Genomic DNA, 25,174 nt, shown 5'->3' on the forward strand with positions numbered 1-25,174 from the left:
CCTGTCGCCATCGCGCCGCGGGTCCGGGGCCAGGGCTTTGGCCGCTTGACCTACTAGGCTGATTTCATGAGCCAGCCACCGAACCAAGGTCCGCCGAAACCGCGGCTCGCCCCGATACGCATCACCGTGCCGAGCCGCAGCGACGCGTTCCTGCGCAAGTTCACCGAGGTCATCGGCGGCCCGCTGGGCAGGCACAGCAGCCCGGGGCGGACCAGCCCCGGATTCTTCACCGTCGAACGCGTGCTGGTCATCCTCACCGTCATCGCCGCGCTGCTCGCGGTGGTCTCCAAGAACGCTTGCCGGCTCAACGGCTGGGGCGGGACCAATTCGTATGCCTGGGCCTGCTATTCGGACTGGACCGCGCTCTTCTACGCCCGAGGCTTCGCCGACAACGCCTTCGCGCCCTTCGCCTCCGGCGCCCAGTTCGAGTACCCGGTGCTGATGTCGGTCGTCGCCTCCTTGACCGCCGTGCTCATCCCGAAAGGTGAATTCGACCGGGCCCTGGCCTTCTTCGACCTGAACTTCTTCCTGGTGGCCGGGCTGTGGCTGCTGGTGGTCATAGCCACCGCACGCACCGCCGGGCGCCGGCCCTGGGATGCGGCAATGGTGGCCGTGGCCCCGGGTCTGATCCTGGCCTCCACCATCAACTGGGACATGTGGGCCGTGGCCTTCCTGGCCCTGGCCATGCTGGCCTGGTCGCGGCAGGCAGTCTTCCTGGCCGGGGTGCTCATCGGACTGGGCACCGCGATGAAGGTCTTCCCGCTGCTCTTCTTCGGGGCCGTGATCGTGCTGGCCATCCGCACCGGGCGCTACAAGCCGCTGTGGGTTTCCCTGGCCGGGGCAGCGATGTCGTGGCTGGCGGTGAACCTGCCGCTGGCGGTGATGAACTTCGACGCGTGGAGGCACTTCTTTTCCTTCACCGAGGACCGCGGAGCCGGGCTGTCCTCCTTCTGGCACATCTGGAACGTCACCGCCGGCGTGGTGCCGGGGATGCTGGCCCTGGGAGCCGGAGCCATCAACGCCCTGGCCTTGGGGCTCTTTGTGGCCAGTTGCGCGGGGATCGCCTACCTGGGGTTGCGCGCGCCGGTGGCCCCGCGGCTGAGCCAGCTGGTGTTCCTCATCGTCGCCTCCTTCATCCTGTTCAACAAGGTCTACTCCCCGCAGTTCGTGGTGTGGCTGATCCCGCTGGCGGCACTGGCCTGGCCCAAGTGGAAGGATTTCCTCATCTGGCAGCTCTTCGAGGTGCTGCACTTCTGGGCCATCTGGATGTACCTCTACGCCACCACCGCCGACATCAAGGCCTCCAACACGTTCCCCACCTCCTTCTACGTGTTTGCCGTGCTGGGGCACATGATCGCCACCGGATACCTGATGTACCGGGTGGGCCAGTCGATGTTCGACCCCGATCTGGACCCGGTGCGCCGGGTGGGACAGGAAGACCCGCAGGCCGGTGCGTTCGCCGGGGCGGAAGACAGGTTCGTGTTGGGAGCAAGACATGGCGCATGACGCCGCAGTGATCGGGGCCGGACCCAACGGGTTGGCCGCCGCGGTGACGCTGGCCCGGGCAGGGCTCTCGGTGCGGCTCATCGAGCGCAACGCGACCGTCGGCGGGGCCGCGCGCACCCAGGAACTTGGCTACCCCGGCGCCTTCCACGACCTGGGCTCGGCGGTGCACCCGATGGCGCTGGTGTCTCCGTTCTTCAGGGAAATCGGGTTGCACGAGCACGTTGGCTTCGTGGTTCCCGAGATCTCTTTCGCGCACCCCCTTGCCGACGGACGGGCCGGTATTGCCTGGCGGGACCTGGAGCGGACCGTTGCGGCGTTGGGCAGCGAGGGTCCGGGGTACCGGCGGATCCTGGGACCCGTCGTCGAACGCATGGAAGGGACCGCGGAGCTGTTGCTGAACCCGCTGCTGCGCATCCCGCGGCAGCTTGGTCCGCTGACCGTCTTCGGGCTGCGCGCCGCCCAGCTCATGGTGCCGGGCCTGGGCACCGGGCGGATCGCCGCGGCGATGATCGCCGGTTGCGGGGCCCACACCGCTGGCGGCGGGCGCGGACCGGCGGCCACCGGGGCCGGGCTCTTTCTGGCGGCCGCGGCGCACGCGGGCGGCTGGCCGATTCCGATCGGTGGCTCGCAGGCGATCTCCGACGCGCTGGCGGGCATGCTCGTCTCGGCAGGCGGCAGCATCGAACTGGACGCCGAGGTCACCGACCTGGCCCAACTCCCCGAAAAGACCATCCTGTTCGATACCTCGCCCGAGGCCATGGCCGCCATCGCCGGCAGCATCCTGCCGCAGAAGTACACCAAGATCCTCACCGCCACGCGCCGGCCCCCTGGTTCCTGCCTCATCCACTACGTGCTCAATGCGCCGGTGCCGTGGCGCAACCCGGAGCTTGCCGATGCCGGAACCATCCACCTGGGCGGCACCGCAGCACAGATCGGGCGGGAGGAACGCCGGGTGCGAACCGAAGTCTCGGCCGCGCCCTACGCGATCGTGTCCCAACCCAGCCGCTTCGATGCCAGCCGGGCCCCGGAGGGCAAGCATGTGCTCTGGGCCTATTGCCACGTGCCCAACGGAAACCCTGCGGACCTCACCGAAGCGATGAACCACCAGCTGGAGGCAGTGGCCCCGGGATTCACAGACACCATCGAATATTCCCAGGCGGTCACCGCCCCGGGACTGGCCGCACAGAACCCCAACCTGGTCGGCGGGGACCTCTCGGGCGGGGCAACAGACATGCGGGGCATGCTGATCCGCCCCACGCTGTCCACCGATCCGTGGCGGACCCCGGCCAAGGGAATCTACCTGGCCTCCAGCTCGACCCCGCCGGGGCCCTCCGTGCACGGAATGAGCGGCCACCTGGCGGCGCTGAGCGCCCTGCGCCACGAGTTCGGAATCCAGCGTTAAGCCGCGGGAGTCCGCGGAGAAAATGCCCAAGGAAAAACCTGGATTCCCTTACGCATCCATGGGCTTTGCCGGATTCGGCCTTGAACCGGTGAGGCCCCGGCCGTTCCCGGGAGAACGCTGACGCCTGGACTCAACCATTCGGTGGAGCCGGCCCGCCAGTGGGCGGCGCTACGCTGGGTGATGTGATCATTCCCGCCGCGCAACCGAGACCAGGTGCCGAACCGCGTTCCCTTGAAACCCAAGCGGGCTCGGCCGGCGAGATGGTGCTGCGCGTCTTGCGCGTGGGGCTGCACGTCGGGTTCGCCGCGCTGCTGGGCGTCGGACTCATCCGAGTGTTGCTCTCCGAACCGAGCATGGCCCGGCGGATCACGGCAATCGCCTTGACCGCCCTGCTTGCCGGCCTCTACCTGGCGGGGACCGTCCAGGAGAAGCGGCATTCCGCCGGCCGCGCACCGAGCACCGTGCGCTGGGCCAAGTGGTGGCTGGCCGGAGTCGTGGTGCTGTGGCTGGTGCTGCTCTACCTGCACGCCGACTATTCCTGGTTGGCGTTCCCGCTCTTCTTCCTGCACCTGCACATCCTCGGACCCCGGCACTCGCTCTTTGCCGTCGGCATGCTGACGGCCGCGGTCGTTGCCGCCGGCTGGTACCACTCCGGATCGCTCGCGCTGCCCCAGGTCCTGGGCCCGGTGGTCGGGGCGATCTTCGCGGTCATCATGGGCATGGCCTACCGGGCGCTGTACACCGAGGGCGTGAACCAGGCCCTGGCCCTGGACGAGCTGCGCGCCACCCGGGCGGCGCTCGCCGAGGAACAGCACCGCGCCGGGACCCTGGCCGAGCGCACCCGCCTGGCCCGCGAAATCCACGACACCCTGGCCCAGGGACTCTCCAGCATCGTATTGGTCTCCCGCTCCGCATCGGCGGCCCTGGCCGCGGGGGACACCCAGGCCGCGGCGGAACGGCTCGAAACCATCGGGGCCACGGCCTCCGAGAACCTGGCCGAGGCGCGCGACTTCGTCGCCGACTTGTCCTCGGCCGGCGACGGAGCACGCTCCCTGGCCGGGCGGTTGCGCCGGCTCTGCGCTTCCACCGAACGCACCGCAGTGGCCGCCGGCCGCGGATTCGAGGTGGTCTTCCGGCAGGACGGTACCGCAGCCTCGCTGCCCACGGAGGTCTCGGCCGCACTCTGGCGTGCGGCCCAGTCCGGCTTGGCCAACGTCTCCGCCCACGCCCACGCCTCCCGTGCCGTCGTCAGCCTGGGCTACCTGCCCGACGCCGTCACCCTGGACATCTTCGACGACGGGGACGGCATGGACACCGGCGACATCCCGGCCAAGCCGCGCGCCGACGGCACCGGGTACGGCCTGGCCGGCCTGCGCGAGCGCCTTGGCCTGCTCGGCGGATCCCTGGAGATCGAATCCGTACCCGGGGAGGGGACGGTATTGGCCGTCCGCATCCCGCTCACCACCGCAGAAAGCAGCTTGTGATGCCCAACCTGAAGATCATGCTCGTCGATGACCACCCCGTGGTGCGCGCGGGCCTGCGCGCGGTCCTCACCGAGCAGGGCGGGTTGTCGGTGCTGGCCGAGGCCGGTGACGGGGCTGCCGCCCTGGCACAGCTCGAACGGCTCAAGACCCTGGGCCAGCACGTGGATGTGGTGCTCATGGACCTGCAGATGGACGGCATGGACGGGGTCACCGCCACCGCGAAGATCCGCGCCCAAGGGGGGCCGCCGGTGTTGATCCTGACCACCTACGACTCGGACGCGGACATCCGGGCGGCGCTGGATGCCGGGGCGGCCGGCTACCTGCTCAAGGATGCCCCGCTGCCCGATGTGCTGGCGGCGGTCGAAGCAGCGGCGGCCGGGGAACAGGTCCTCTCGGCGGACATTGCCGCACGCATCACCCCCGAGGCGCGTGCCAACTCCACCGACCTGAGCCCGCGTGAACTCGAGCTGCTGCAGTTGCTGGCCCGTGGGCAGAGCAACAAGGAGATCGCCGGCGAACTGTTCATCTCCCAGTCAACGGTCAAGACGCACCTGATCCACATCTACGACAAGCTCGGGGTCGATAACCGCACCGCGGCCATCGACAGGGCCCGGGGCAGCCGGCTGATCCGCTAGGACGGTACGCGGGCGTCGGCCCCGGATGAGGGCTGTGGCATGCAAGGATGTGGGAATGTGTGCAACCGTCCTGTGGGCCGTCAACCAGGCCGGCTGCACCCCGCGGTTCCGGGAATGGACCAAGTCGCGTCTCGGGGTCGACCCGGAGCCCAGCCGACGGCATCTCGAGGTACCCGAGCTGGTGGGAAAGACCGCGCGCCTCTTCACGTTGCCGCTTCAGGTGTGCGACTGCAGCTCGGCCGTGGGTCACGGCAGGGGCAAACCCGACCCGGGGGGCCCGGGCGTCGGGGACCATGTCGACTGGCTGCACGGTTTGCCGGGGCATTCCCGTTTCACCAGCAGGGTCGCCGTCGTGCGCACCTGGAATCCCGAGGAAACGATTTTCCCGGCAGGAACCACGCGTGTGGACTCCGCCGAACCAACCGACGAAAAAATCCTGCTGCTTCCCGAGGAAAATCCTTTGGCCATCGATTTCCCTGCGCCCGTCGACTGGTGGTCCTGACGCCTATCGGCCGGTGCCAGCGGCCTTCGTGCGCAGCGCCTCCAGCATGAGCGGTTCCATCTTGTCCCGCAGATGGTGGTTTCCCGCCACCGAGGGATGCAACCCGTCCGGTCCCACGAACCGGTCGAGGTCCTCGACGAGCCAGCTCTCGGCGATGGGATCAACGAAACGGGCCCCGGCTGCGTGCGCCGCCTTCTCGAGAACGTCCCGCAGGGCCAGTCGCCGGGCCTCGGGACGGGTGCTGTAGGCCGGCGGCCCGACCACCAGGAAGGTCGCGTTCGGGGCCTGCTGCCGGGCGGAGGCGTAGATTGCGGCGATGACCGGGGCCAGGTCCGCAGGGTCGTGTCGCAGGTCGTTGACCGAACCGAAGAACAGCACGAGGTCGGCCTTCGGCGTCACCGCCTGCTCCACCTGCCACGCGAAGGTGGTGCCGGTGAGGCCGACGTTCAGGTAGCCGCTTCCGTTCTGTGCGGTGTTGAGGATCTCCAGCGGAGGAGTGTCGTCCCGGTGCGAGGTGGCGATGAGTTGTGGCCAGGCGTTCGCGGGGCTGGTGCCGAATCCGGTGCTCAGCGAATCGCCAATGACGACCACGTTGCGCACGGGTGACGGCAATGCCGAGGTGCGTGTAGACGACGGTGTGGCGGGACCGACCGCTTGGCAGCCGGTGAGGACCAACGCCGCAAACAGGGCCAGCAGCCCAAGGACCGCTGGCCCTTGCCTGTTCTTTCGGCGGGCCGCGACCTTGTCCTTTTCCAGGCCGACGGGTTCCCGGGAACTTCCGCCCACGATGAACCGCCTCAGCCCCTTGGACAATATTCTTCCCGAGCCAATGCCGCCGGGGAACCGGCCGGCTCTTCGGGAGCCAAGGTGCAGTCGAGGATGCCGGACTCGGTGTTGTTCCAGGTGTGGAGCGTTCCGCGGGCTTCTTCGGTCCCGCAGGCCAAGGTGAAGGGCAGACTCGCCTCCTCGACGGCACGGTAGGTCACGATCCTGCCCTCTCCTTCGACGTCCTGGAAGGTCGTTTCCAGCGATTCAACCCCGGACAGGAGGCCGTCCACGGGAAAACCTATGTCCTCGCTGATCGTCCCGGTGAAACGAGCCATGTCTTGGGGGCCTTCGTCTTCGAAAGTGATGAGCGGGCTGTAGGCTCCGTCCAGGAGTGTGGTGCCGGAGATCCCTCCCGGACCCGTATCCACAGCCATGACTGCGAAGACCTTCCAGCCTTCGACGAGTGCCTCTCCTGCCGTGGCGACGGGATCCCGGCAGTCCTCCCAACCGGGGGGAATCGCGGAGGCCGACTGGATTGGTGCGGGGACCGAGGGGCTCGGGATCGCCACGGGTTCGGGTGCATCCAGCGGGACGCAGCCGGCAAGCAGCAGGGCTGCTGCCCCGAGCCAGGGGATGACCAGGGCAGGCCTTGCCGCGCCGCGATCAGTTGCCTTCATCGATATCCCCCTGATATGGCTCGTTGGCCCCAACCTATACCGCGGATGCCGGCGAACCCCGCAAGGTGCCCTCAGTGTTGGTGCGGAGCGTCCCACGGCCCGGGCTGCACCCAGGGTCCGGGTGCGGCGGGCACCGGTGCCGGTGCCGGCGGAACGGACCGGCGCTGGATGTTGCGCTTGTTCGCCAGCTTCACGATGACCAGGACGAACACCGAGGTGGTGATGATCGAGGCGATCAGGCTTGGCAGGTCGCTTTCGGTGGCGCTGACATCGACCAGCCCGATGGCACCCAGGGCGAAGATGACGGAGTTGTTCACCACGTGCAGCGCGATGGCTGCCTCCAGCCCCCCGGTGCGCCAGGCCAGCCAGCCGGCTGCCAAGGCGAAGAAGCCCACGTCCAGCTGCCCGTAGATGTCATACATGTGCCCGGCCATGAACAACGGGATGGGCAGGAGGATCGCGAAGGCGGGGTGGCGCAGCCAGCCGCCGATCAGCTGCATCAGGTATCCGCGGAACACGTACTCCTCGGCCGTGGCCTGGAACGGAACCAGGAGCAAGGTCAGGACCAGCATGAGCCACATGTCGGGTGCGTTGAAGTCCGGGGCGATGCCGTTCCCCGCCACTGCATCAACGGCGAAGGAGAGCCCGAAGCCCAGTGCCAGGACCGCCAGGGCCACGGCCATGCACCGGCCCAGCCAACCCCAGCGCATGCGCCCGGCGACCGAGGTCATCGAGCCGACCTTCTGCACGTTCATCATCCGGGTGGCCAACAGGATCACCGGCAGCATCACGATCAGGGTGGCCATGGAGAATATGAAGATGGCCGGGTCGGACATGTCGATGTTGGTCGTGTCCATGACGACCGCATCCATGGCGGCCTCCAATTCCGGGTTGTCGAGCACGACGACAACGAAAACGATCCCCGCCAGCAGCATGATGCCCACGTACAGGCCCAGGGCGATGAGCCCCACCATCAGCGGCTTCCACCAGCGATAGGCGCCATAGGTGCGGGCCATCCGGTGGTACTCCAGCGGCTCGGCCGGGACGGGTGCAGGGGCCGGGACCACCGGACCCCGGTAGGCGGGGTGGGCTCCGGGCAGCGGGCCGTGGGCCGGCGGCGGATACGGCGGTGGAATGGTGTTCATGCCACCATTCTGTATCAGCCGGTGCCCTGTTGGCCTCGACAATTCGGACGATCTTTGCGCTTTGGCCGGGGCAGCGGAATGTGGTCCTTTCGGCCGATACCCGCGCGTTCGCGCCGCCGGTAACGTTAAGCCAATGACCACAGTGAATGCAGCAACCACCAAGGCATCGATGCTGCGCGCAATCCTCGCGCATTCGTGGCGCCTGGGCCTGGGGCTGCTGCTGGGGTTCCTGGGTTTCGGGATGGTCTACGAGGAGTATTCCCCCGACAACCCCGCGGACGTGGATGCGGTGGGGCTCGTGATCGGGTTGGACATCCTCTGCGGGCTGGCGGCATTCGTGCTGTACCCGTTCCGCCACCGATTCCCCGTGCCCGTGGTGGCGGCCCTCGTACTGCTTTCCATCCCCTCCGCATTCGCCGCCGGCATCACCATGATGGGGGTGGTGTCCCTGGCCACCCGGCGCAAGCCGTGGGAAATCGCAGGGTTCTGCGCATTGTTTCTCGGTTCGATGCTGGTCGGCGAACGCCTGGCCGCAACGGTGCTGATTCCGGTGGGCGAGGCCTTGGCTTGGTGGGAAACCGTCCTCACGGCACTGGTGCTGATCGCCGTCATGGTGCTCAGCGGCATGTACATCGGGGGACGGCGGCAACTGGCTGCCGCGCAGCGCGAGCAGCTGCACAGCGCCCAGCGGGAGCGGGAGGCGCAGATCCACGCGGCCAAGGCGGACGAGCGCACCCGCATTGCCCGGGAGATGCATGACGTCCTGGCGCACCGGCTCTCGCTGGTTGCCCTGCATTCCGGTGCCCTGGAATACCGCAGCGACCTATCGCCGGAGGAAACCCGGCAAACGGCCGGCGTCATCCGGGAGAACTCGCACCTGGCCCTGGGCGAGCTGCGCGAGGTGCTGGGCATGTTGCGCGACCCCAACACGCTGTGCGAGGACGAAGCGGCCAGGCCGCAACCCACGCTGGACCAGCTGGAACAGGTCCTGGCCGACAGCCGGGCCGCCGGCACCGCAGTCAACCTCGAGCTGGAGCCCGAAACCCGGGAACGGCTGGGCACCCTGCCGCAGAGCACCGGGCGCCACCTGTACCGGATCATCCAGGAGGTGCTGACCAACGCCCGCCGCCACGCGCCCCGGGACGCGGTCAGGCTTCAGATCAGCGGCGGGGAGAGGTTGTTCCTGCGGGCATCCAACAGGCTGGCCGTCGGGCAGCGGGACGCTTCCGGGGCGGGGAACCTGCCCGGATCGGGCCTGGGGTTGACCGGCCTCGCCGAGCGGGTCCGGCTGGCCGGCGGGGAATTGCTGATCGAGCCGAAGAACCAGGGTGAATTCGTGTTGAAGGTGTGGTTGCCGTGGGGAACGTAGGCGAAGTGATCCGGATCGTGCTGGTCGATGACGAGAACCTGGTGCGTGCCGGGCTGCGCATGATCCTGGAATCCGATCCGCGCATTGAGGTCGTCGGCGAATGCGCCGACGGCAGGGCGGCGGTGTCCCTGGTGGCGTCGCTGGCGCCGGATCTGGTGCTGATGGACATCCGGATGCCTGTCATGGACGGGCTATCGGCCAGCGAGGCGATCCTGCGGGCCAATCCCGGCCAAAAGATCCTGGTCCTGACCACCTTCAACACCGACGAGATGGTGCTTTCCGCGCTGAAGATGGGCGCCTGCGGCTTCCTGCTCAAGGACACCCCGCCGGCAGACCTGATGAACGCCATCAACCAGGTGGCCGCCGGGCGCACGATGCTCTCCGAATCGGTCACCAAGCAGCTGATCTCGGTGGCCGGCTCGCGGCCCGAAAGCTCGCGGCGCAACCTGGCCCTGGAGAAATTGGGCGTGCTCACCGGGCGGGAACGGGAGATCGCGGTGGCGATGGCCCGCGGCTACTCCAACCAGGAGATCGCGCAGCAGCTGTTCATCTCGCTGGCGACCGTGAAAACCCACATTGGCCGGGTGCTGGAGAAGCTGGGCATGGACAACCGCGTCCAGGTGGCGCTGTGCGTCTTCGAATCCGAGGCCGGCTGATTCCGGGCCCGCGGTATGCGCCGCCGGTGCCGGAACTCCGGCACCCCCCCAGGGGGAAACCCGTACGCCGAAAGATTGACTGGATTGATGGCAAAGATCATCCACTTGGGCGGCGACGCACCGAGGGAAACTCCGTACCGTTGGAGACATGATCACAGCAGAGGCACTGACCAAGAACTACGGCACCAAGCGTGCGGTGGACGGGGTTACCTTTACCGTCCAGCCGGGCAAGGTCACCGGCTTCCTCGGCCCGAACGGCGCGGGAAAATCCACGACCATGCGCATGATCGTCGGCCTTGACAGGCCATCGTTCGGCAACGTGACGGTCAACGGCCGCAGGTACGCCGAACACGCCGCACCGTTGCGCGAGGTCGGCGCCCTGCTGGAAGCCAAATCCGTGCACCGCTCGCGCAGCGCACGCACCCACCTGCGGGCCCTGGCGGCAACGCACTCGATCCCCAACACCCGGGTCGACGAGGTCATCGAACTCACCGGCCTGGGGGCCGTCGCCACCAAGAAGGTCGGCGGCTTCTCCCTGGGCATGGGCCAGCGCCTGGGCATCGCGGTCGCCCTGCTGGGGGACCCGCAAACCCTGATCCTCGACGAACCGGTCAACGGACTGGACCCCGAGGGAGTGCTGTGGGTCCGCAACCTCGCCCGCCACCAGGCATCCCAGGGCAAGACGGTGTTCATCTCCTCGCACCTGATGAGCGAGATGGCCCTGACCGCCGACCACCTGATCGTCATCGGGCGCGGGCGCATCATTGCCGACGCCCCCATCGATGCGGTCATCGGCGGGGGCAACGTGCCCACCTGCATGGTCAAGACCGACTCGGCCGAAGACCTGATGAACGCGCTGGCCGCCGAAAACGTGCAATTGACGCGGATGGATGCGCAAACCATCCAGGTCGCCGGGCTCGATGGCCGGGCGATCGCGACCCGTGCCCTGGACCGGCAGATCCTGCTCTACGAGTTGACGCCCGTGAAGCAGTCCCTCGAAGAGGCCTACATGGCACTGACCCAGGACGAGGTCGAATACCGCTCCCACGCCGGCACCGACATGGATGCCGCGATTTCCGGAAAGCAGGCCCAGCGATGAGCACCGAAACCATGAAACGGCCACGTTCTGCAGCACCCGGGGCCGCCGGGGCCGGAAAGCTCAGCTTCCACGGAGTGCTGCGCAGCGAATTCATCAAGTTCTTCTCGCTGCCCTCCACCATGATCCTGATCCTGGCCACCCTCGTGGTGATGGTGGGATTCTCCGCCCTCGGTGCCTGGGGCATCGGCCGGTCCATGGCCATGTTCGCCTCCAACCCGGAGATGGCGGCGCAGATGGGGGACGTCAACGAGCTGTCAGCCTCGCTGCCGGCCAGCGGCCTGGTCTTCGCCCAGCTGATCATCGGCGCCCTGGCTGTCATGGTGATGAGCTCGGAATTCGCCACCGGATCGGCACGCTCGACCTTCGTCGCGGCCCCCACCCGGCAGCCGGTGTTCTGGGCCAAGATGCTCCTGGTCACCGTCGTCTCGGCCGTGGTCGCCCTCGCCTCGATCCTGCTGGCCTATCTGATGGCCAAGCCCATCGCCGAGAACTACAAGCTGCCGCTGGACTTTGCCTCCGAGGCCTTCCAGCGCAACCTCTGGTTCGGGGTGCTGTACGTGGTCATGGTGTCGTTGATCGGCCTGGCGCTGGGGACGTTACTGAAGAACTCGGCCGGCGGCATCGTGGTGCTCGCCGCACTGTTCTTCGTGCTTCCCATCGCCATCGGCGGGCTTTCGGGCATCATCTCGTGGCTCGCCGACGCCGCGCGCTTCCTGCCCGACAGCGCCGGAAGCGCGCTGATGAAGATGCCCGGTGCCGCCAACGCCCTGGAACCCTTGGCCGCCGGGCTCGTGGTCGGGGCCTGGATCGTGGTTCCGTTGGCCGCCGCGGCCGTGCTGCTGCAGCGCCGCGACATCTAGAACACCCCAATGCTCGCTAGGCTCATGGCATGAGTGAAAACACGGCGCCGCCGGCTTCCGGGACCCCGGAGGCCAGCTTCGCCGAGATCTCGGCGCAACGCATCGGGCCCCTGCGTGCCTACATGCGCCGGAACCCGGTGCTGGTCAACGCCTCCGTGGTGCTGCTCTACTTCCTGCTGACCATTGTGAGCCTGGTCGAATCGGTGCTCTCGGAGCACTGGGCCACCACCGCCCTGTTGACGATCACCGGTGCCTGGCTGTACTTCCGGCGCCGCTGGCCGATGTTCGTGCTGATCATGGTGGTGCTCTTCGACTCGGCCGCAACGCTGCTGGATTCCTCGTATTTCGGCGGCAGCGCCGGGTTGTGGATCGCGCTGTATGCCGCCTCCACAAAATATGCCGCCAGGCGCATGTTTGCGCTGACTGCCCTGATCACCGCGCTGCAGGGGCTGATTTTCGTGATCATCGGCCTGCCGGCGATGTTCACGGATTCCGCAGAGGACCAGGCCGCGCTGGCGGAAATCGGCGGGCGCAACCTGACCATCACGCTGTCCCTGGTCTTCCTGCTCGGGTCCAATGCCGCGGCCGTGGCGATCGGTGCGGCGGTGCGCAACCACCGGCTGCACGAGGCCGAGCTGAACAACTGGGCCAAGCGCGTCCAGACCCTGGCACAGGTGCGCGAACGAACCCGCATCGCCCGGGAGATGCACGACGTGGTCGCGCACTCGCTCTCGGTGATGATCGCCCTGTCCGACGGGGCGGCGGTGGTGCTCAAGCGCGATCCCGTCCGGGCCGGGGAGGTGCTGGCGGAGCTCTCCGGCACCGGACGGCGCGCGTTGGGGGACATGCGACGGGTCATCGGGGTGCTGCGCACCGGGGACGACGGGGCATCCCTGGAACCGCAACCCGCCGGAGGGTCGCTGGAGGAAATGCTCGCCGGGTTCAAGGTGGCCGGGCTGCCGCTGCGCTATTCCACCTCAGGCCCGGCGCTGCCGGACGACGCCACCTTCCAGCTGACCGTCCACCGCATCATCCAGGAATCGCTGACCAACGTGCTGCGCTACGGACGCAACGTCACCGCGGTCGAGGTGTCCGTGGCCCGGGTGCAGCAGGACGTCACGGTGCGCATCCACGACGACGGCACGCACCAGGAAGCACGCCGCGAACTGGTCGGGTCCACCCAGGGCATCCGCGGCATGAAGGAACGCGCCGCGCTCTTCGACGGCACGCTGTACGCCGGGCCCGCCCCCGCCGGCGGTTGGAGCGTGCTGGCCAAACTCAGGCTGCCGCACCCGACCCGCTGCCCCGAAAAAACGCCTGGGGGCACCGACACGCAAACCGAACCCAAGACCCAACACCAAGGATCGTGAGCAAAACCATGCCCGAAACCACCGACCAAACCACCGCGCGCATCGGGGTGCTGCTGGTCGACGACCAGCCGCTGCTGCGCATGGGATTCCGGCTCATCCTCGAGGGCGAGGACGACCTGGCGGTTCTCGGCGAAGCTTCCGACGGGGCCGAGGGCGTGGCCCTGGCCGCCGCGCTGAAGCCCGACGTGGTGCTCATGGACGTGCGGATGCCGGTCATGGACGGCATCGAGGCCACCGGACGCATCGTGCGCGAACACCCGGAGGCGAAGGTCATCATCCTGACCACCTTCGACCTGGACGAGTACGCCTTCGCCGGGCTGCAGGCCGGGGCCAGCGCCTTCCTGCTCAAGGACGTCGCGCCCGAGGAACTGGTCAATGCGGTGCGCCTGGTGGCCTCCGGCGATGCGGTGGTCGCCCCCCGCGTCACCGCCAGGTTGCTGGAAACCTACGTGCGCGCCGGCGGGGCCAACCGTCCGGCCCCGGCCCCGGAACGCGACCCGCTGCTGGGGGACCTGACCCCGCGCGAGCTCGAGGTGCTCGGGGCCATGGCCGAGGGGCTGTCCAACGCGGAGATCGCGCACCGCTTTTTCCTCTCCGAGGCCACCGTGAAGACCCACGTGCGCCGGATCCTGACCAAGCTGCACCTGCGCGACCGCGTGCAGGCAGTGGTCTACGCGTACGAAACCGGGCTGGTCATCCCCAGCCAAGGGCTGGACTACTAAGGACACATGCCCATGAACCCCGAATTCCTGCGCAGCCCCTGGCTGCTGTTGGCAGTGGTGCTGGGGGTGCTCGGCGCCTTCCTGATCATGATCTTCGGGCTGCCCATCCCCGGTTGGGCTAGCATCGTGCTGGGGGTCGGCGCCCTCGTGGTGGCACTTCTCCGCACCCGCTACTAGGGCCGGGTCCCCGGTCCCACGCACCTTTTTCGGCACCGCAACGCCGGAGCCCCCGCCCGCCTCCTACGTCAAGGGAATCGAATGTCCAGCGCAGCCATCGAACACATCAATGACCTCTCCGCCTTCGTCGCGGCCTCGCCCTCGTCCTTCCACGCCGCCGCGGAGGCGGCCCGCCGGCTGGACGCGGCCGGGTTCACGGCCCTTTCCGAGGCCGACGCCTGGGAGCCGGCCCCCGGCGGGCACTATGTCATCCGCGACGGGGCGATCATCGCCTGGGTGCAGCCCGAATCCGCCGGCGCGACCACCGGCTTCCACATCCTGGGCTCGCACACCGATTCGCCCTCCTTCAAGCTCAAGCCCAAGCCCACCACCGGCGCGCACGGCTGGCTGCAGGCAGGCGTCGAGATCTACGGCGGCCCGCTGCTGAATTCCTGGCTGGACCGCGAGCTGGTGCTCGCCGGGCGCCTGGTGCTGCATGACGGCACCGAAGTGCTGGCGCGCACCGCCCCGATGCTGCGCTTCCCGCAGCTGGCCATCCACCTGGACCGCGCCGTGAACGACGGCCTGGCCCTGGACAAGCAGCAGCACATGAACCCGGTGTGGGGGATCGGGGACCCTGCCGAATCCGACGTTCTCGCCGTGCTGGCCGCGTCCGCCGGGGTGGACGCGGCCGACATCGGCGGCTACGACGTGGTGGTGGCCGACGCACAGGAAGGGCAGGTCTTCGGCGGGGCCAACGAGTTCTTCGCCTGCGGCCGGCTGGACAACCTCTCCTCGATGCACGCCTCGCTGGCCGCGCTCATCTCCCGCGCGGCCACCGGCAGCGGCGAGCACATCGCCGTGCTGGCCGCCTTCGACCACGAGGAGATCGGCTCGGCTTCCCGCTCCGGGGCCTGCGGCCCCCTGCTGCAGGACGTGCTCGAACGCATCGGGCACACCCTGGGCGCCACGGGCGAGGACCGCAACCGCGCCTACGCGGATTCGTTCTGCCTCTCCGCGGACGCCGGGCACTCGGTGCACCCCAACTACCCCGGCCGCCACGACCCGGCCAACCGGCCGCTGGTGGGAGCCGGCCCGCTGCTGAAGATCAATGCCAACCAGCGCTATGCCACCGACGCGGTGGGAGCGGCGCTCTTTGCCCGGCTCTGCGCGCAGGCGGATGTCCCGTATCAGGAATTCGTCTCCAACAACCAGATGCCGTGCGGTTCGACCATCGGCCCGCTGACCGCCACCCGGCTGGGCATCCGCACCGTGGACGTTGGCATCCCGCTGCTTTCCATGCACTCGGCCCGCGAGCTGTGCGGCGTGGCGGACCCACTGCGCCTGGCCAAGATCTCCGCCGCGTTCTTCGCCGCCTGATCGGCTTCGGGAAGCTGCTGACGATGGGCGGGGAGACGGAGAACACCGAGGCCGGGGCGGGACTTGGAACCAAGCCCGTGCTGGTGGGGGAGCGGGTCGTCCTGCGCCCCTTCACCGAGGCGGACATCCTGGCCATGGGCCCGATCCTCGCGGATCCCGAGGTCTTGCGGCTGACCGGGTCGGTGCATTCGACCCGGGACGCCGAGTCGGCCGACCCGCGCCTCGACGCCGCCACCAGGGCTTGGTATGAGGGGCTCGCCACGCGCAGCGACAGGCTGGACCTGGCGGTGGTGGATGCGGCCGGAGGCCGCTGCGTGGGCGAGGTGGTGCTCAACGACCTGGATGCGGAAAACCGCTCGTGCAACTTCCGGATCCTGCTCGGCCCCGCCGGCCGGAACCGGGGACTGGGTTCGGAAGCGACGGCGCTGCTGCTGGAGCATGCCTTCACCAATACGGCCCTGCACCGCATTTCCCTGGAGGTCTACGACTTCAACCCGCGGGCCCGGCGCGTCTACGAGCGCGCCGGGTTCGGTCTCGAGGGCACGGCGCGGGCCGCGCTGCTCTTTGACGGGCAGTTCATCGATGCACACATGCTCGCCATCTTGGCCGCGGACCCCCGCCCGGGCCCCGCTGCCCGCTCCTGAGCCCCCCATGGCCTGCCGGCCACCCGCGCGTCACCCGGTGTTCACCCGCCCGTGCTTTGCTCGCGGACATGATCGCCGAGCAAAGCACGCCACGCCGTTTCCTGCCCGAGGTCCAATCCCTGCGCGCCGTGGCGGTGCTGCTGGTCCTCGCCTACCACCTCGAGCCGCGGCTGGTGCCCGGCGGGTTCATCGGCGTCGACGTGTTCTTCGCGATCTCCGGCTTCCTGATCACCGGGCACCTGCTGCGCGAGGTGCGCCGCACCGGAAGCATCGACCTGCCCGGGTTCTGGGCGGCGCGGGTGCGACGGATCCTGCCCGCCGCGTTCGCGGTGATCCTGGCGGTGCTGGTCGCCACGCTGGTGCTGCTGCCGGCCACGGCGTGGAAGGACGTGGGCGCCGCGGCGCTGGCCTCGGCGTTCTCGGTCGAGAACTGGCGGCTGGCAGCAAGCTCCGTGGACTACCTGGCCGCCGAGGAGGCACCCACCGCGCTGCAGCACTTCTGGTCCCTGGGGGTCGAGGAGCAGTTCTACCTCTTCTGGCCGCTGCTGGTGCTGCTGGCCGTGTGGCTCGGAAACCGGTGGGCGAAGGGCGGGTTGCACCGCCCGGTGGGCCGGAGGGAAGCAGCCGCCGGGTTGCCGCGCACCGCGCTGCTGCTGGCCTTCGGGACCGTCGTCCTGGCTTCCCTGGCCTACTCGATGGTGCTGGTTGCCGCGGGGAACCCCGCGGCCTACTTCGTGACCGGCACCCGGGTCTGGGAACTTGCCGCGGGAGGATTGCTGGCGCTGTTTCTTGCCCCGCCCGAGCCCGGCACACAGCCACCCGGCACCCGCTGGTTCGAGGCCAGCCGGCCCCGCACCGCGCTGGCCTGGGCCGGATTCGCCGCGATCGGATTTGCGGCCTTCGGCTACGGGGCTGCAACTGCGTTCCCGGGAGTTTCCGCGGCCCTGCCGGTGGCAGGAACGCTGGCGGTGATCCTGGCCGGTGAAACCCGCGGCGCCCTGGCCCCGCAAAAACTTCTCGAGGCCCGGCCCGTGCAATGGGTCGGTGACATTTCCTACTCGCTGTACCTGTGGCACTGGCCGGCGCTCACCTTCTTCCTCTACCTGGCCGGCCGGGAACCGGGACCCGCCCAGAGCCTCGGGCTGCTGGCGCTCTCGCTGCTGCTCGCCGCTGCCTGCCACCGCTGGATCGAAACCCCGGCACGCACCCTGGCCCCGCTTGCCGTCTCGAAATGGCGGGCGCTGGGTGCCGGTGCGGCCGCGGTCGCGCTGGTCGCCGCGCTGGCCCTGGCACCCGGAACCCTGGCCGACCGCCAGGTCGCTGCACAGGAACGCGCTGCCGCCACGCTGCTTGCAGCCCCGCCGCCCGGCTTCGGCGCCGCGTCGATTGCCTCCGGCGCGCCCGCCTACCTGCAGGGCATGAACCAGATCGTCCCGGTGCCCGCCGAAGCCGAGAGCGACCTGCCCGACCTGGGCGATTGCGTCCAGAAACCGCAGTCGCCGAGCACCCGCGAATGCACCAGGGGAGCGAAGGACGGATCCCTGACCATCGCCCTGGTCGGCGACTCGCACGCCACGCACTGGTACCGGGCGCTGGAGGCCACCGCCAAGCGGCACGGGTGGACACTGCTGACCTACCTGAAGAACTCCTGCCCGTTTTCCGCCACCAAGCGTGTCGCCGAGACCGACGGCAGCATCTCCTGCCACCGGGCCAACGAGGACACGCTCGAGCGCATCCTGGAACGCGGGGACGTGGACGCGGTGGTGACCAGCCATTGGGCCGGTTCCACCTTCGAAAAGGGGGCAGCCGAGGGCTTTGCCAACTATTGGGGCCGGCTCGAGGACGCTGGCATCCGGGTCTACCCGATCATCGACACCCCGCGCCCCGGGACCAGGAACTATGCACGGGATTGCGTGGCGGAGCACCCGGCGGACCTGGTGTCCTGCGGGGCACCCGCGGCCAGGGCCTTCGAGGCCGGCGACACCACCCGAGCCGCTGCAGCACTCGAGCAACGTGTCGACGTGCTGGATTTCTCCGACCAGTTCTGTGCCGATGGATTCTGCCCGGCGGTGATCGGCAACGTGCTGCTGTACCGGGACAAGCACCACGTCTCGGACACCTACATGCGCACCCTCGCCCCGGTCTTCGACGCCCGACTGGGCGCGTTGATGCGTGCGGATGGATTTGGCTGAGGGCCCCGCAAGGGGCGTGATGCACCGCACCGGGCACGGTCGGGAGAATCCCTGGTTTTCCGCTAGAATGGTTGAGGCTGTTTCTGCCGCGCCCGGCAATCGGGTTGTGGCGACAGCAAATGCAAAGAACCTCCTGTTGCGGAAATGCCGTGACCGTTTAGCCCAAAGGAGGTGGGTTCACATGCGTGCTTATGAATTGATGGTGCTGATCGACCCCGAGGTCGACGAGCGAACCGTTGAACCAACCCTCGGTAAGTTCCTGGACGTTGTCCGTAACGATGGTGGAACCATCGAGAACGTTGACATCTGGGGCCGTCGCCGCCTGGCCTACGACATTCAGAAGAAGAATGAGGCCATTTACGCGGTAGTTAACTTCACCGCCACCCCCGCTACTTCCGCAGAGCTTGACCGCCAGCTGGGCCTCAATGAGACCATCATGCGCACCAAGATCACCCGCCCGGAAGAGGCAAAGGTCGTTGCAGAGTAATTCTGCTCTTCGATCTTCGTAGAACAACACTTTAGGAGGCTCCAATGGCAGGCGAGACAGTCATTACGGTTATTGGTAATTTGACCGCTGACCCGGAACTGCGTTTCACCCCGTCAGGATCGGCCGTGGCGAACTTCACCATTGCTTCGACCCCGCGAACCTTCGACCGCCAGACCAATGAATGGAAGGACGGCGACACGCTGTTCCTCCGTGCGTCGGTGTGGCGTGAGGCAGCCGAAAACGTCGCTGAGACGTTGACCAAGGGCATGCGCGTCATCGCCCAGGGCCGCCTCAAGTCGCGTTCCTACGAAACCAAGGAAGGCGAAAAGCGTAACGTCACCGAGCTTGAGGTCGATGAAATCGGCCCGTCGCTGCGTTACGCCTCCGCAAAGGTCACCCGTACCCAGCGCTCCGGCGGTGGCGGTGGCGGCTTTGGTGGTCAACAGCAGAACGCCGGCGCCAACGCCGGTGGATTCGGTGGCGGCAACCAAGGCGGCGGCGGTGGATTCGGTGGCGGCAACGCCGGCGGAAACACCGGTGGCGGCTGGAATGCACCCGCGGCCGATCCATGGGGAGCTCCTGCCGGAGGAAACAACGGCGGATGGGGCAACCCGGGTTCCGACGAACCACCTTTCTAAACAAATTTATTCACCATCCCGCAGAAAATTCTGCGGGCTCCACCTGATAAAGGAGCTCCACGATGGCTAAGGCTGAACTCCGTAAGCCCAAACCAAAGTCCAACCCCTTGAAGGCCGCTGACATCACTGTCATCGACTACAAGGACGTAGCATTGCTGCGCAAGTTCATTTCCGATCGCGGAAAGATCCGTGCCCGTCGCGTTACCGGTGTTTCCGTACAGGAACAGCGCAAGATCGCACAGGCCATCAAGAACGCGCGTGAAGTGGCATTGCTGCCTTACTCCGGCGCTGGCCGCGGCTAAGGAAGGTATACCAACATGGCAAAGCTCATTCTGACCCACGAAGTTACCGGCCTCGGTGCCGCAGGCGACATCGTCGAGGTGAAGACCGGTTACGCACGTAACTACCTTCTCCCGCGCGCCTTCGCCATCACCTGGAGCAAGGGCGGTGAGAAGCAGGTTGAGTCGATCAAGGCCGCCCGTGCTGCTCGCGCTGTTGCTTCCCTGGAAGAGGCACAGGCACTTGCCGCTTCGATCTCGGCCAAGCCGGTCAAGCTGACCGTCAAGGCCGGCGCTACCGGTCGCCTCTTCGGCACCGTGAAGACCGAGGACATTGCCAAGGCTGTTGCAGCCGCTGGCCTGGGCTCGATCGACAAGCGCAACATCGAGATCAACGACCACATCAAGTCGACGGGTAACTACTCGGCGACCGTGCGTCTGCACACCGATGTCTCCGCGACCGTTGCACTGCAGGTTGTTGCCGCCAAGAAGTAATTTCTTGCGAATCTGCCGTCTTGGCTGACGGCAAAGCACTGTGGACCCCGCCAATGGCGGGGTCCACAGTGCTTTAACGCCCACATTGGACCCCTATCCCGCGGATCGGCCGGCCGGGGGCCTGGCGCATGGTGCCGGTGTCCAGTAGCTTTGCGGCAGGAAGCCGCATCCCTCCGGTTTCTCAGTGGGACCCGGGCCATGGACGCTGCAGGGCGCTGCAACAGGAAGGCGCGAGCATGAAGCTGACACTGACCGAATTCGTGAGCTTGGACGGGGTCTGCCAGGGCCCCGGATCTGCCGACGAAGATACCACCGATGGGTTCACGCAGGGCGGCTGGTTCGTTCCGCACATGGATGCGGGGTTCATCGACCTGGCTGCGCAATGGCTGGCGCAGGCCGACGGGCTGCTGCTGGGCCGGCGCACCTACGAGGCCTTCGCGCGGGACTGGCCGCAGATCACCGACCCGGACGACCCCTTTACCGTCCTGATGAACTCGCTGCCGAAGTACGTTGCCTCGCAGACGCTGGCCGAGGGCACGTGGAACCCGACCACGGTCCTCTCCGGCGACGTCGCCGCCCGGGTTGCGCAGCTCAAGGCCCGGCCCGGCAGGGAACTGCAGATCCACGGCAGCGCCAGGCTTGCCGGGTCGATGCTCGCCGCGGGGCTGATCGACGAAATCCGGCTCGTGGTGGCTCCCGTCGTCCTTGGACACGGGCGGCGGCTCTTCCCCGACGGCGGCTCCCCGGCGGGACTGCGGTTGACCGGCAGCAAGTCCACCCGTGGGGGACTTGCCATCCTGCTCTATGAAAACACCGGAGTCCCGAGCTATGCGACCTACACGGGCGCCTCGGACGTGGGCTAGGCGGCGACCCGCCCCCATGATCGTTCCATGACGCCCATATCGTGCCATGCGGCCGCAGGATCTTCGATTCTTACGCTGCATTACCCAGTGTGTCGAAACAAACTTTGACGGAGTCGCAATATTTCTCCTAACGTTAGTGGTGAATCAAGAGTGTCAACTTACAAGCCCTGGCTTGTTGACCGGCAACCCTCTCACGGTGGTGGGGTGCTCCAGGTGATGATTCGGCCTTCCGGAACCCCGGAGGCAAGTACCGCACACCTCGCTGTTCTGCGCGTGCATTTCACGCAGCTGCGAAGGTGGGCCGAAGCCGAAGGATTGAGCACCATGACACTCACCTCTGACCTCACACCCGATACCCTGCGCAACGTCTTTGCCCAGCATCCATCCGGCATTGCAGCACTCTGCTCCATCGTCGACGGACAGCCGCAGGGAATTGTGGCCTCGTCCTTCACGGTCGGGGTGTCCATGGATCCGCCGCTGGTGATGTTTGCGGTCCAGAACACCTCCAAGACCTGGCCGCTGGTGCGTACCAGCGGGCGCATCGGTGTTTCGGTGCTCAGTGAAAAGAACGAGGGTGTGTGCCGACAGATCGCCTCCAAATCCGGGGACCGCTTTGCCGGGCTTCGCCTGGATTCGACCGACGAGGGCGCGCTGTTCCTGCATGACGCCACGCTCTGGCTCGACTGCTCGATCGAGCAGGAGATCCCGGCCGGCGACCACCATGTGGTGCTCCTGCGCGTGCACGGCCACCAGACGCACGACGAGACCAACCCTCCGCTGGTATTCCACGGCTCGGCCTTCCGCCGCCTGGAGGCCGAGCAGCTGGTCTCCTGAAGGCCACTGAAGCGCAAGGGCTCCCCGCCCCCACCCCGAACACATGATTCGGCGTGGCAGGCGGGGAGCCTTCTTAGTTGTTGAAGCGTTCAGCCCTGCGGCTGGACGTGGACGACGTCCATCATGTGCCTGTACCCGTATCGGGCAAGCTGGGCCAGGATCTCGACATCGACGTCGGCGAGCTTGTTCACGTACAGGCAACCGGCACCACGCTTGTGCTTGCCCAGTTTCGCCAGGAGTGCGGGGGCCATTGGGGCGACGGTCAGCCCGTAGAGGGCCAGGTTCGCGGAGCGCGGTGAAAAGCCGATGGCGAGAGCATCTCCCTCGCGGCCGGACTCGTACTTGTAGTGGTAGGTGCCGAAGCCGACGATCGTGGGCCCCCACATGGTGGCGGGCTGGACGCTGGCCTCTTCCATCATCTCCAGCAGGAGCCCGGCGTCCGCGCGCCGCCTCGGGTGCGGCACCGCCGCGATGAACTCGTGTGGATCAACGGGGGTCGGTGCGGTCTTGTTGGCGGCCATGCGGCCCAGTATGTCAGGGCATGGTGATGTGCATCAATGCCCGCAATCCCCAGATCCATGGGAAGCCTCGGCGTGTCTGTGGATAGCTTGTGGGTAACTGTGGAAACGGACGTGGATTAACCGCGGAATCTCGGGGTTTTTGTATGTATAACCCGCTTTTACGCCTGTGGAGGATGTGGATAACTAGTTTGTATCCACAGACAGTGAATTGCATAATGCCTAGTCAAGAGCGTGTAATTGTCAAACATGACCTTTAATCCACAACGTTCTCCCCAGACTGTGCACACAACACGCCGTGAGGTTCACAGGTTATCCACATGCCCTGTGGATAACCGTGTTGGGTTTGGCGGAAATCAGGTCTATGGTGACAGTGTTCCCCACCTATTTCCACAGGTTCGTGGTGCCTTACGGCACGTGTGAGCTTGGACCTAACGAATCGTCCGTGCTCCTTGAGACACTGGAAAGGTAATGAAGCGGAAAACTTGGGAACCCGCGCAGCTTGAAGGGAAAAGCCCGTGTCGCTAGCCAGCACCGCAACCAGCTCCGATTCACAGGGATCGGACTATGGACGCACTCCACCGCAGGACCTTGTAGCAGAGCAGAGCGTCTTGGGCGGCATGATGCTTTCCAAGGACGCCATCGCCGACTGCGTCGAGGTGCTGCGAGGCCTCGATTTCTATCGCCCGGCACACGAGGCAATCTATGAAGCCATCATCGACCTCTACGGCCGCGGCGAGCCCGCCGACGCCGTCACCGTCTCGGACCTGCTGACCAAGCGCGGCGAGATCACCCGCATTGGCGGCCCGGCCTACCTCCACACGCTCATCCAGTCGGTGCCCACCGCCGCCAACGCCGGCTTCTACGCCGAGATCGTTCGCGAACGCGCGGTGCTGCGCCGTCTGGTCGATGCCGGAACCAAGATCGTGCAGCTCGGCTACTCGCAGGACGGCGAGGTCGACGCCATCGTCAACGAGGCCCAGGCCGAGGTCTACAAGGTCGCCGAACGACGCACCGCCGAAGACTACGTGCCGCTGCGCGACATCATCGAGGGCACCGTCGATGAGATCGAGTCGGCCGGCAGCCGAGGCGAGGGCGTGATCGGTGTTCCCACCGGGATCTTTGAACTCGACGAGCTGACCCAGGGCCTGCACGGCGGCCAGATGATCGTTATCGCCGCCAGACCGGCCGTTGGCAAAAGTACGTTTGCATTGGATTTTGCCAGGTCAGCGTCCATTAAGAACAATCTGACATCCGTTTTCTTCTCCCTGGAAATGGGACGCAACGAAATCGCCATGCGCCTGCTGTCGGCCGAAGCGAGCATCGCGCTGCAAAACCTGCGTAAGGGCACGATCCAGGACGAAGAATGGTCGAAGATCGCCACCACAATGGGCAGGCTCAACGACGCCCCGCTGTTCATCGACGATTCGCCGAACATGTCGCTGATGGAAATCCGCGCCAAGTGCCGACGGCTCAAGCAGAAGCACGACCTCAAGCTCGTGGTCCTCGACTACCTGCAGCTGATGAGCTCCGGCAAGAAGGTCGAATCCCGCCAGCAGGAAGTCTCCGAGTTCTCTCGTGCGCTGAAGCTGCTGGCCAAGGAACTCGACGTTCCGGTCATCGCCCTGTCGCAGCTGAACCGTGGTTCGGAGCAGCGCACCGACAAGAAGCCGATGATCTCCGACCTTCGCGAATCCGGATCCATTGAGCAGGATGCTGACATGGTCATCCTCCTGCACCGTGAAGACATCTACGACAAGGAATCGGCACGTGCCGGCGAGGCCGACGTGATCGTGGCCAAGCACCGTAACGGACCCACCAAGACCATCGTTGTCGCGTTCCAGGGCCACTACTCGCGCTTCAACAACATGGCCCAGGACGGCATGGGCTAGTCCCCTTCGGGTCGTCGTATTCGGGCGGTTGTGCCCCTCTCGCAGGGGAACGCAACCGCCCGAACCATTTTCCGGCCCTGCCCGGGCCGAGGTCTGACGACCTGGGTGCGGGCTTCGGCGAAATCCTTGAAGGCCGTCATCATCTTGAAGCTCTGCTTCTTGAACATGGGGCCGAACAGCAACGCGAGGATCCGCATGAAGCCTGTGAACCCAAAGACATTGTGGGCCACCCAGCGCGTGGTGCTCCCGTCGGGGTCACGGAATGCGTTCCGGCAAGCATTGTGCACGCACTTGGCGTCGTAGCTGCCGTCGAAAGCCTCGGGAAGGTCGCGCCGGGTCACGGTCTTGATCATCTCCATGGTGCCGCGCCCCTGCCGGTACGTCAGACGCGAGGTCGCGCCGGGCTCCCCGGGCGTGCCGGTGACGCCCTCGAAGGAGACCAGACCCGTCTGCCACTCCTTGAGGTTTTCCGGATCATCGAAGAGCCCGATAAAGCGCTGGCGAGGCAGGTTGACGGTGGGTTCCTGGGTGAATTCCATGCCCGCAACGTATCGGTGCACACCACCGGTTCGGCCCCTGTGGTGGAGCCGTGCGCCAGACCT

At 67.0% G+C, this 25,174-nt stretch carries 27 protein-coding genes and 1 riboswitch; of the genes, 22 read left to right on the plus strand and 5 right to left on the minus strand.

Annotation, left to right across the window (positions count from 1 at the left end; translation table 11 throughout):
- The first annotated feature begins 66 nt into the window (after window positions 1–66).
- The 5 genes from DQ353_RS15530 to DQ353_RS15550 all read left to right on the plus strand — a co-directional run bounded on the left by DQ353_RS15530 (window position 67) and on the right by DQ353_RS15550 (window position 5,529).
- On the plus strand, window positions 67–1,506 hold the full coding sequence (locus DQ353_RS15530) for a glycosyltransferase family 87 protein (protein WP_113763824.1): 1,440 nt from the start codon (window positions 67–69) through the stop codon (window positions 1,504–1,506).
- A complete protein-coding gene (locus DQ353_RS15535; protein ID WP_113763827.1) occupies window positions 1,496–2,908 on the plus strand; it encodes a phytoene desaturase family protein in 1,413 nt (470 codons plus the stop codon). Before DQ353_RS15530 ends, DQ353_RS15535 begins: the two co-directional genes overlap by 11 nt.
- A gap of 260 nt (window positions 2,909–3,168) precedes the next feature.
- Window positions 3,169–4,392, plus strand: a complete 1,224-nt coding sequence (locus DQ353_RS15540) for a sensor histidine kinase (protein ID WP_113763910.1) — start codon at window positions 3,169–3,171, stop codon at window positions 4,390–4,392.
- The gene (locus tag DQ353_RS15545) at window positions 4,392–5,027 is read left to right on the plus strand and encodes a response regulator (RefSeq protein ID WP_071213666.1); all 636 of its coding nucleotides are present in this window, start codon (window positions 4,392–4,394) and stop codon (window positions 5,025–5,027) included. Before DQ353_RS15540 ends, DQ353_RS15545 begins: the two co-directional genes overlap by 1 nt.
- 55 nt (window positions 5,028–5,082) lie before the next feature.
- On the plus strand, window positions 5,083–5,529 hold the full coding sequence (locus DQ353_RS15550; protein WP_113763829.1) for a hypothetical protein: 447 nt from the start codon (window positions 5,083–5,085) through the stop codon (window positions 5,527–5,529).
- A 3-nt stretch (window positions 5,530–5,532) separates the two neighbouring features.
- Here DQ353_RS15550 and DQ353_RS15555 read toward each other — a convergent pair whose 3' ends face one another.
- From DQ353_RS15555 to DQ353_RS15560, 3 genes are all read right to left on the minus strand, one after another.
- The gene (locus DQ353_RS15555; protein ID WP_181578431.1) at window positions 5,533–6,315 is read right to left on the minus strand and encodes an SGNH/GDSL hydrolase family protein; all 783 of its coding nucleotides are present in this window, start codon (window positions 6,313–6,315) and stop codon (window positions 5,533–5,535) included.
- An 11-nt stretch (window positions 6,316–6,326) separates the two neighbouring features.
- Window positions 6,327–6,974 (minus strand): hypothetical protein, encoded by a 648-nt coding sequence (locus DQ353_RS21760; RefSeq protein ID WP_181578432.1) that lies wholly within the window; start codon window positions 6,972–6,974, stop codon window positions 6,327–6,329.
- A 71-nt stretch (window positions 6,975–7,045) separates the two neighbouring features.
- Window positions 7,046–8,119: a CPBP family intramembrane glutamic endopeptidase gene (locus DQ353_RS15560; RefSeq protein ID WP_113763833.1), complete on the minus strand. Its 1,074-nt coding sequence runs from the start codon at window positions 8,117–8,119 to the stop codon at window positions 7,046–7,048.
- A gap of 133 nt (window positions 8,120–8,252) precedes the next feature.
- Between DQ353_RS15560 and DQ353_RS15565 the strand changes: the two genes are divergently transcribed.
- From DQ353_RS15565 to DQ353_RS15635, 16 genes are all read left to right on the plus strand, one after another.
- Window positions 8,253–9,488, plus strand: coding sequence for a sensor histidine kinase (locus DQ353_RS15565; RefSeq protein ID WP_113763835.1), 1,236 nt, complete (start codon window positions 8,253–8,255; stop codon window positions 9,486–9,488).
- Window positions 9,476–10,144: a response regulator gene (locus DQ353_RS15570; RefSeq protein ID WP_113763912.1), complete on the plus strand. Its 669-nt coding sequence runs from the start codon at window positions 9,476–9,478 to the stop codon at window positions 10,142–10,144. The genes DQ353_RS15565 and DQ353_RS15570 overlap by 13 nt, the downstream gene beginning before the upstream one ends.
- Before the next feature lie 148 nt (window positions 10,145–10,292).
- Window positions 10,293–11,243 carry an ATP-binding cassette domain-containing protein gene (locus tag DQ353_RS15575; RefSeq protein WP_113763837.1) on the plus strand — a complete coding sequence of 317 codons (951 nt, stop codon included), beginning with the start codon at window positions 10,293–10,295 and terminating at the stop codon, window positions 11,241–11,243.
- On the plus strand, window positions 11,240–12,103 hold the full coding sequence (locus tag DQ353_RS15580) for an ABC transporter permease (protein ID WP_286166847.1): 864 nt from the start codon (window positions 11,240–11,242) through the stop codon (window positions 12,101–12,103). The genes DQ353_RS15575 and DQ353_RS15580 overlap by 4 nt, the downstream gene beginning before the upstream one ends.
- Before the next feature lie 29 nt (window positions 12,104–12,132).
- Complete coding sequence (locus DQ353_RS15585) at window positions 12,133–13,473, plus strand: sensor histidine kinase (RefSeq protein ID WP_113763839.1); 1,341 nt, start codon at window positions 12,133–12,135, stop codon at window positions 13,471–13,473.
- Between the two features lie 8 nt (window positions 13,474–13,481).
- Window positions 13,482–14,195, plus strand: a complete 714-nt coding sequence (locus DQ353_RS15590) for a response regulator (protein WP_113763916.1) — start codon at window positions 13,482–13,484, stop codon at window positions 14,193–14,195.
- Window positions 14,196–14,207: 12 nt separating this feature from the next.
- The gene (locus DQ353_RS21765; protein ID WP_181578433.1) at window positions 14,208–14,372 is read left to right on the plus strand and encodes a hypothetical protein; all 165 of its coding nucleotides are present in this window, start codon (window positions 14,208–14,210) and stop codon (window positions 14,370–14,372) included.
- Window positions 14,373–14,453: 81 nt separating this feature from the next.
- Window positions 14,454–15,731 carry a M18 family aminopeptidase gene (locus DQ353_RS15595; RefSeq protein ID WP_113763841.1) on the plus strand — a complete coding sequence of 426 codons (1,278 nt, stop codon included), beginning with the start codon at window positions 14,454–14,456 and terminating at the stop codon, window positions 15,729–15,731.
- 23 nt (window positions 15,732–15,754) lie between these two features.
- On the plus strand, window positions 15,755–16,375 hold the full coding sequence (locus tag DQ353_RS15600) for a GNAT family N-acetyltransferase (RefSeq protein ID WP_113763843.1): 621 nt from the start codon (window positions 15,755–15,757) through the stop codon (window positions 16,373–16,375).
- 68 nt (window positions 16,376–16,443) lie between these two features.
- Entirely contained in the window at window positions 16,444–18,567 is a 2,124-nt protein-coding gene (locus DQ353_RS15605; RefSeq protein ID WP_113763845.1) for an acyltransferase family protein, read from the plus strand.
- A gap of 181 nt (window positions 18,568–18,748) precedes the next feature.
- Entirely contained in the window at window positions 18,749–19,054 is a 306-nt protein-coding gene (gene rpsF, locus DQ353_RS15610; protein ID WP_071213679.1) for a 30S ribosomal protein S6, read from the plus strand.
- Window positions 19,055–19,098: 44 nt separating this feature from the next.
- Window positions 19,099–19,692 (plus strand): single-stranded DNA-binding protein, encoded by a 594-nt coding sequence (locus DQ353_RS15615; RefSeq protein WP_071213680.1) that lies wholly within the window; start codon window positions 19,099–19,101, stop codon window positions 19,690–19,692.
- A 62-nt stretch (window positions 19,693–19,754) separates the two neighbouring features.
- A complete protein-coding gene (gene rpsR / locus DQ353_RS15620) occupies window positions 19,755–19,994 on the plus strand; it encodes a 30S ribosomal protein S18 (RefSeq protein ID WP_007269381.1) in 240 nt (79 codons plus the stop codon).
- 15 nt (window positions 19,995–20,009) lie between these two features.
- Window positions 20,010–20,465: a 50S ribosomal protein L9 gene (rplI, locus tag DQ353_RS15625; RefSeq protein ID WP_113763847.1), complete on the plus strand. Its 456-nt coding sequence runs from the start codon at window positions 20,010–20,012 to the stop codon at window positions 20,463–20,465.
- A 236-nt stretch (window positions 20,466–20,701) separates the two neighbouring features.
- A complete protein-coding gene (locus DQ353_RS15630; RefSeq protein WP_113763849.1) occupies window positions 20,702–21,328 on the plus strand; it encodes a dihydrofolate reductase family protein in 627 nt (208 codons plus the stop codon).
- A gap of 142 nt (window positions 21,329–21,470) precedes the next feature.
- A riboswitch (SAM riboswitch) is annotated at window positions 21,471–21,584 on the plus strand.
- 68 nt (window positions 21,585–21,652) lie between these two features.
- Window positions 21,653–22,162 carry a flavin reductase family protein gene (locus tag DQ353_RS15635; RefSeq protein ID WP_113763918.1) on the plus strand — a complete coding sequence of 170 codons (510 nt, stop codon included), beginning with the start codon at window positions 21,653–21,655 and terminating at the stop codon, window positions 22,160–22,162.
- A gap of 89 nt (window positions 22,163–22,251) precedes the next feature.
- On the opposite strand, the gene DQ353_RS15640 is transcribed toward DQ353_RS15635, so the two are convergent.
- Window positions 22,252–22,683 carry a DUF1801 domain-containing protein gene (locus tag DQ353_RS15640; protein ID WP_113763851.1) on the minus strand — a complete coding sequence of 144 codons (432 nt, stop codon included), beginning with the start codon at window positions 22,681–22,683 and terminating at the stop codon, window positions 22,252–22,254.
- A gap of 515 nt (window positions 22,684–23,198) precedes the next feature.
- Here DQ353_RS15640 and dnaB point away from each other — a divergent pair.
- Window positions 23,199–24,572, plus strand: a complete 1,374-nt coding sequence (gene dnaB / locus DQ353_RS15645) for a replicative DNA helicase (RefSeq protein WP_113763853.1) — start codon at window positions 23,199–23,201, stop codon at window positions 24,570–24,572.
- On the opposite strand, the gene DQ353_RS15650 is transcribed toward dnaB, so the two are convergent.
- Window positions 24,569–25,111, minus strand: coding sequence for an SRPBCC family protein (locus tag DQ353_RS15650; protein WP_113763855.1), 543 nt, complete (start codon window positions 25,109–25,111; stop codon window positions 24,569–24,571). The two genes, dnaB and DQ353_RS15650, sit on opposite strands and share 4 nt — an antisense overlap.
- Between the last annotated feature and the right edge of the window lie 63 nt (window positions 25,112–25,174).

Origin of the sequence: Arthrobacter sp. AQ5-05 (assembly GCF_003287975.1) — a bacterium.
Classification (GTDB): domain Bacteria; phylum Actinomycetota; class Actinomycetes; order Actinomycetales; family Micrococcaceae; genus Paeniglutamicibacter.

What these genes read in the sequence shown, in the direction of transcription:
- DQ353_RS15575 (WP_113763837.1), top strand. Translation starts at nt 10,293, where the DNA reads ATGATCACAGCAGAGGCACTGACCAAGAACTACGGCACCAAGCGTGCG.
- DQ353_RS15630 (WP_113763849.1), top strand. Translation starts at nt 20,702, where the DNA reads ATGAAGCTGACACTGACCGAATTCGTGAGCTTGGACGGGGTCTGCCAG.
- DQ353_RS15605 (WP_113763845.1), top strand. Translation starts at nt 16,444, where the DNA reads ATGATCGCCGAGCAAAGCACGCCACGCCGTTTCCTGCCCGAGGTCCAA.
- rpsR (WP_007269381.1), top strand. Translation starts at nt 19,755, where the DNA reads ATGGCTAAGGCTGAACTCCGTAAGCCCAAACCAAAGTCCAACCCCTTG.
- DQ353_RS15650 (WP_113763855.1), bottom strand. Translation starts at nt 25,111, where the DNA reads ATGGAATTCACCCAGGAACCCACCGTCAACCTGCCTCGCCAGCGCTTT.
- DQ353_RS21760 (WP_181578432.1), bottom strand. Translation starts at nt 6,974, where the DNA reads ATGAAGGCAACTGATCGCGGCGCGGCAAGGCCTGCCCTGGTCATCCCC.
- DQ353_RS15635 (WP_113763918.1), top strand. Translation starts at nt 21,653, where the DNA reads ATGACACTCACCTCTGACCTCACACCCGATACCCTGCGCAACGTCTTT.
- DQ353_RS15535 (WP_113763827.1), top strand. Translation starts at nt 1,496, where the DNA reads ATGGCGCATGACGCCGCAGTGATCGGGGCCGGACCCAACGGGTTGGCC.
- DQ353_RS15565 (WP_113763835.1), top strand. Translation starts at nt 8,253, where the DNA reads ATGACCACAGTGAATGCAGCAACCACCAAGGCATCGATGCTGCGCGCA.
- DQ353_RS15545 (WP_071213666.1), top strand. Translation starts at nt 4,392, where the DNA reads ATGCCCAACCTGAAGATCATGCTCGTCGATGACCACCCCGTGGTGCGC.
- rpsF (WP_071213679.1), top strand. Translation starts at nt 18,749, where the DNA reads ATGCGTGCTTATGAATTGATGGTGCTGATCGACCCCGAGGTCGACGAG.
- DQ353_RS15550 (WP_113763829.1), top strand. Translation starts at nt 5,083, where the DNA reads ATGTGTGCAACCGTCCTGTGGGCCGTCAACCAGGCCGGCTGCACCCCG.
- rplI (WP_113763847.1), top strand. Translation starts at nt 20,010, where the DNA reads ATGGCAAAGCTCATTCTGACCCACGAAGTTACCGGCCTCGGTGCCGCA.
- DQ353_RS15560 (WP_113763833.1), bottom strand. Translation starts at nt 8,119, where the DNA reads ATGAACACCATTCCACCGCCGTATCCGCCGCCGGCCCACGGCCCGCTG.
- DQ353_RS15595 (WP_113763841.1), top strand. Translation starts at nt 14,454, where the DNA reads ATGTCCAGCGCAGCCATCGAACACATCAATGACCTCTCCGCCTTCGTC.
- DQ353_RS21765 (WP_181578433.1), top strand. Translation starts at nt 14,208, where the DNA reads ATGAACCCCGAATTCCTGCGCAGCCCCTGGCTGCTGTTGGCAGTGGTG.
- DQ353_RS15600 (WP_113763843.1), top strand. Translation starts at nt 15,755, where the DNA reads ATGGGCGGGGAGACGGAGAACACCGAGGCCGGGGCGGGACTTGGAACC.
- DQ353_RS15640 (WP_113763851.1), bottom strand. Translation starts at nt 22,683, where the DNA reads ATGGCCGCCAACAAGACCGCACCGACCCCCGTTGATCCACACGAGTTC.
- DQ353_RS15585 (WP_113763839.1), top strand. Translation starts at nt 12,133, where the DNA reads ATGAGTGAAAACACGGCGCCGCCGGCTTCCGGGACCCCGGAGGCCAGC.
- DQ353_RS15615 (WP_071213680.1), top strand. Translation starts at nt 19,099, where the DNA reads ATGGCAGGCGAGACAGTCATTACGGTTATTGGTAATTTGACCGCTGAC.
- DQ353_RS15530 (WP_113763824.1), top strand. Translation starts at nt 67, where the DNA reads ATGAGCCAGCCACCGAACCAAGGTCCGCCGAAACCGCGGCTCGCCCCG.
- DQ353_RS15590 (WP_113763916.1), top strand. Translation starts at nt 13,482, where the DNA reads ATGCCCGAAACCACCGACCAAACCACCGCGCGCATCGGGGTGCTGCTG.
- DQ353_RS15540 (WP_113763910.1), top strand. Translation starts at nt 3,169, where the DNA reads ATGGTGCTGCGCGTCTTGCGCGTGGGGCTGCACGTCGGGTTCGCCGCG.
- DQ353_RS15580 (WP_286166847.1), top strand. Translation starts at nt 11,240, where the DNA reads ATGAGCACCGAAACCATGAAACGGCCACGTTCTGCAGCACCCGGGGCC.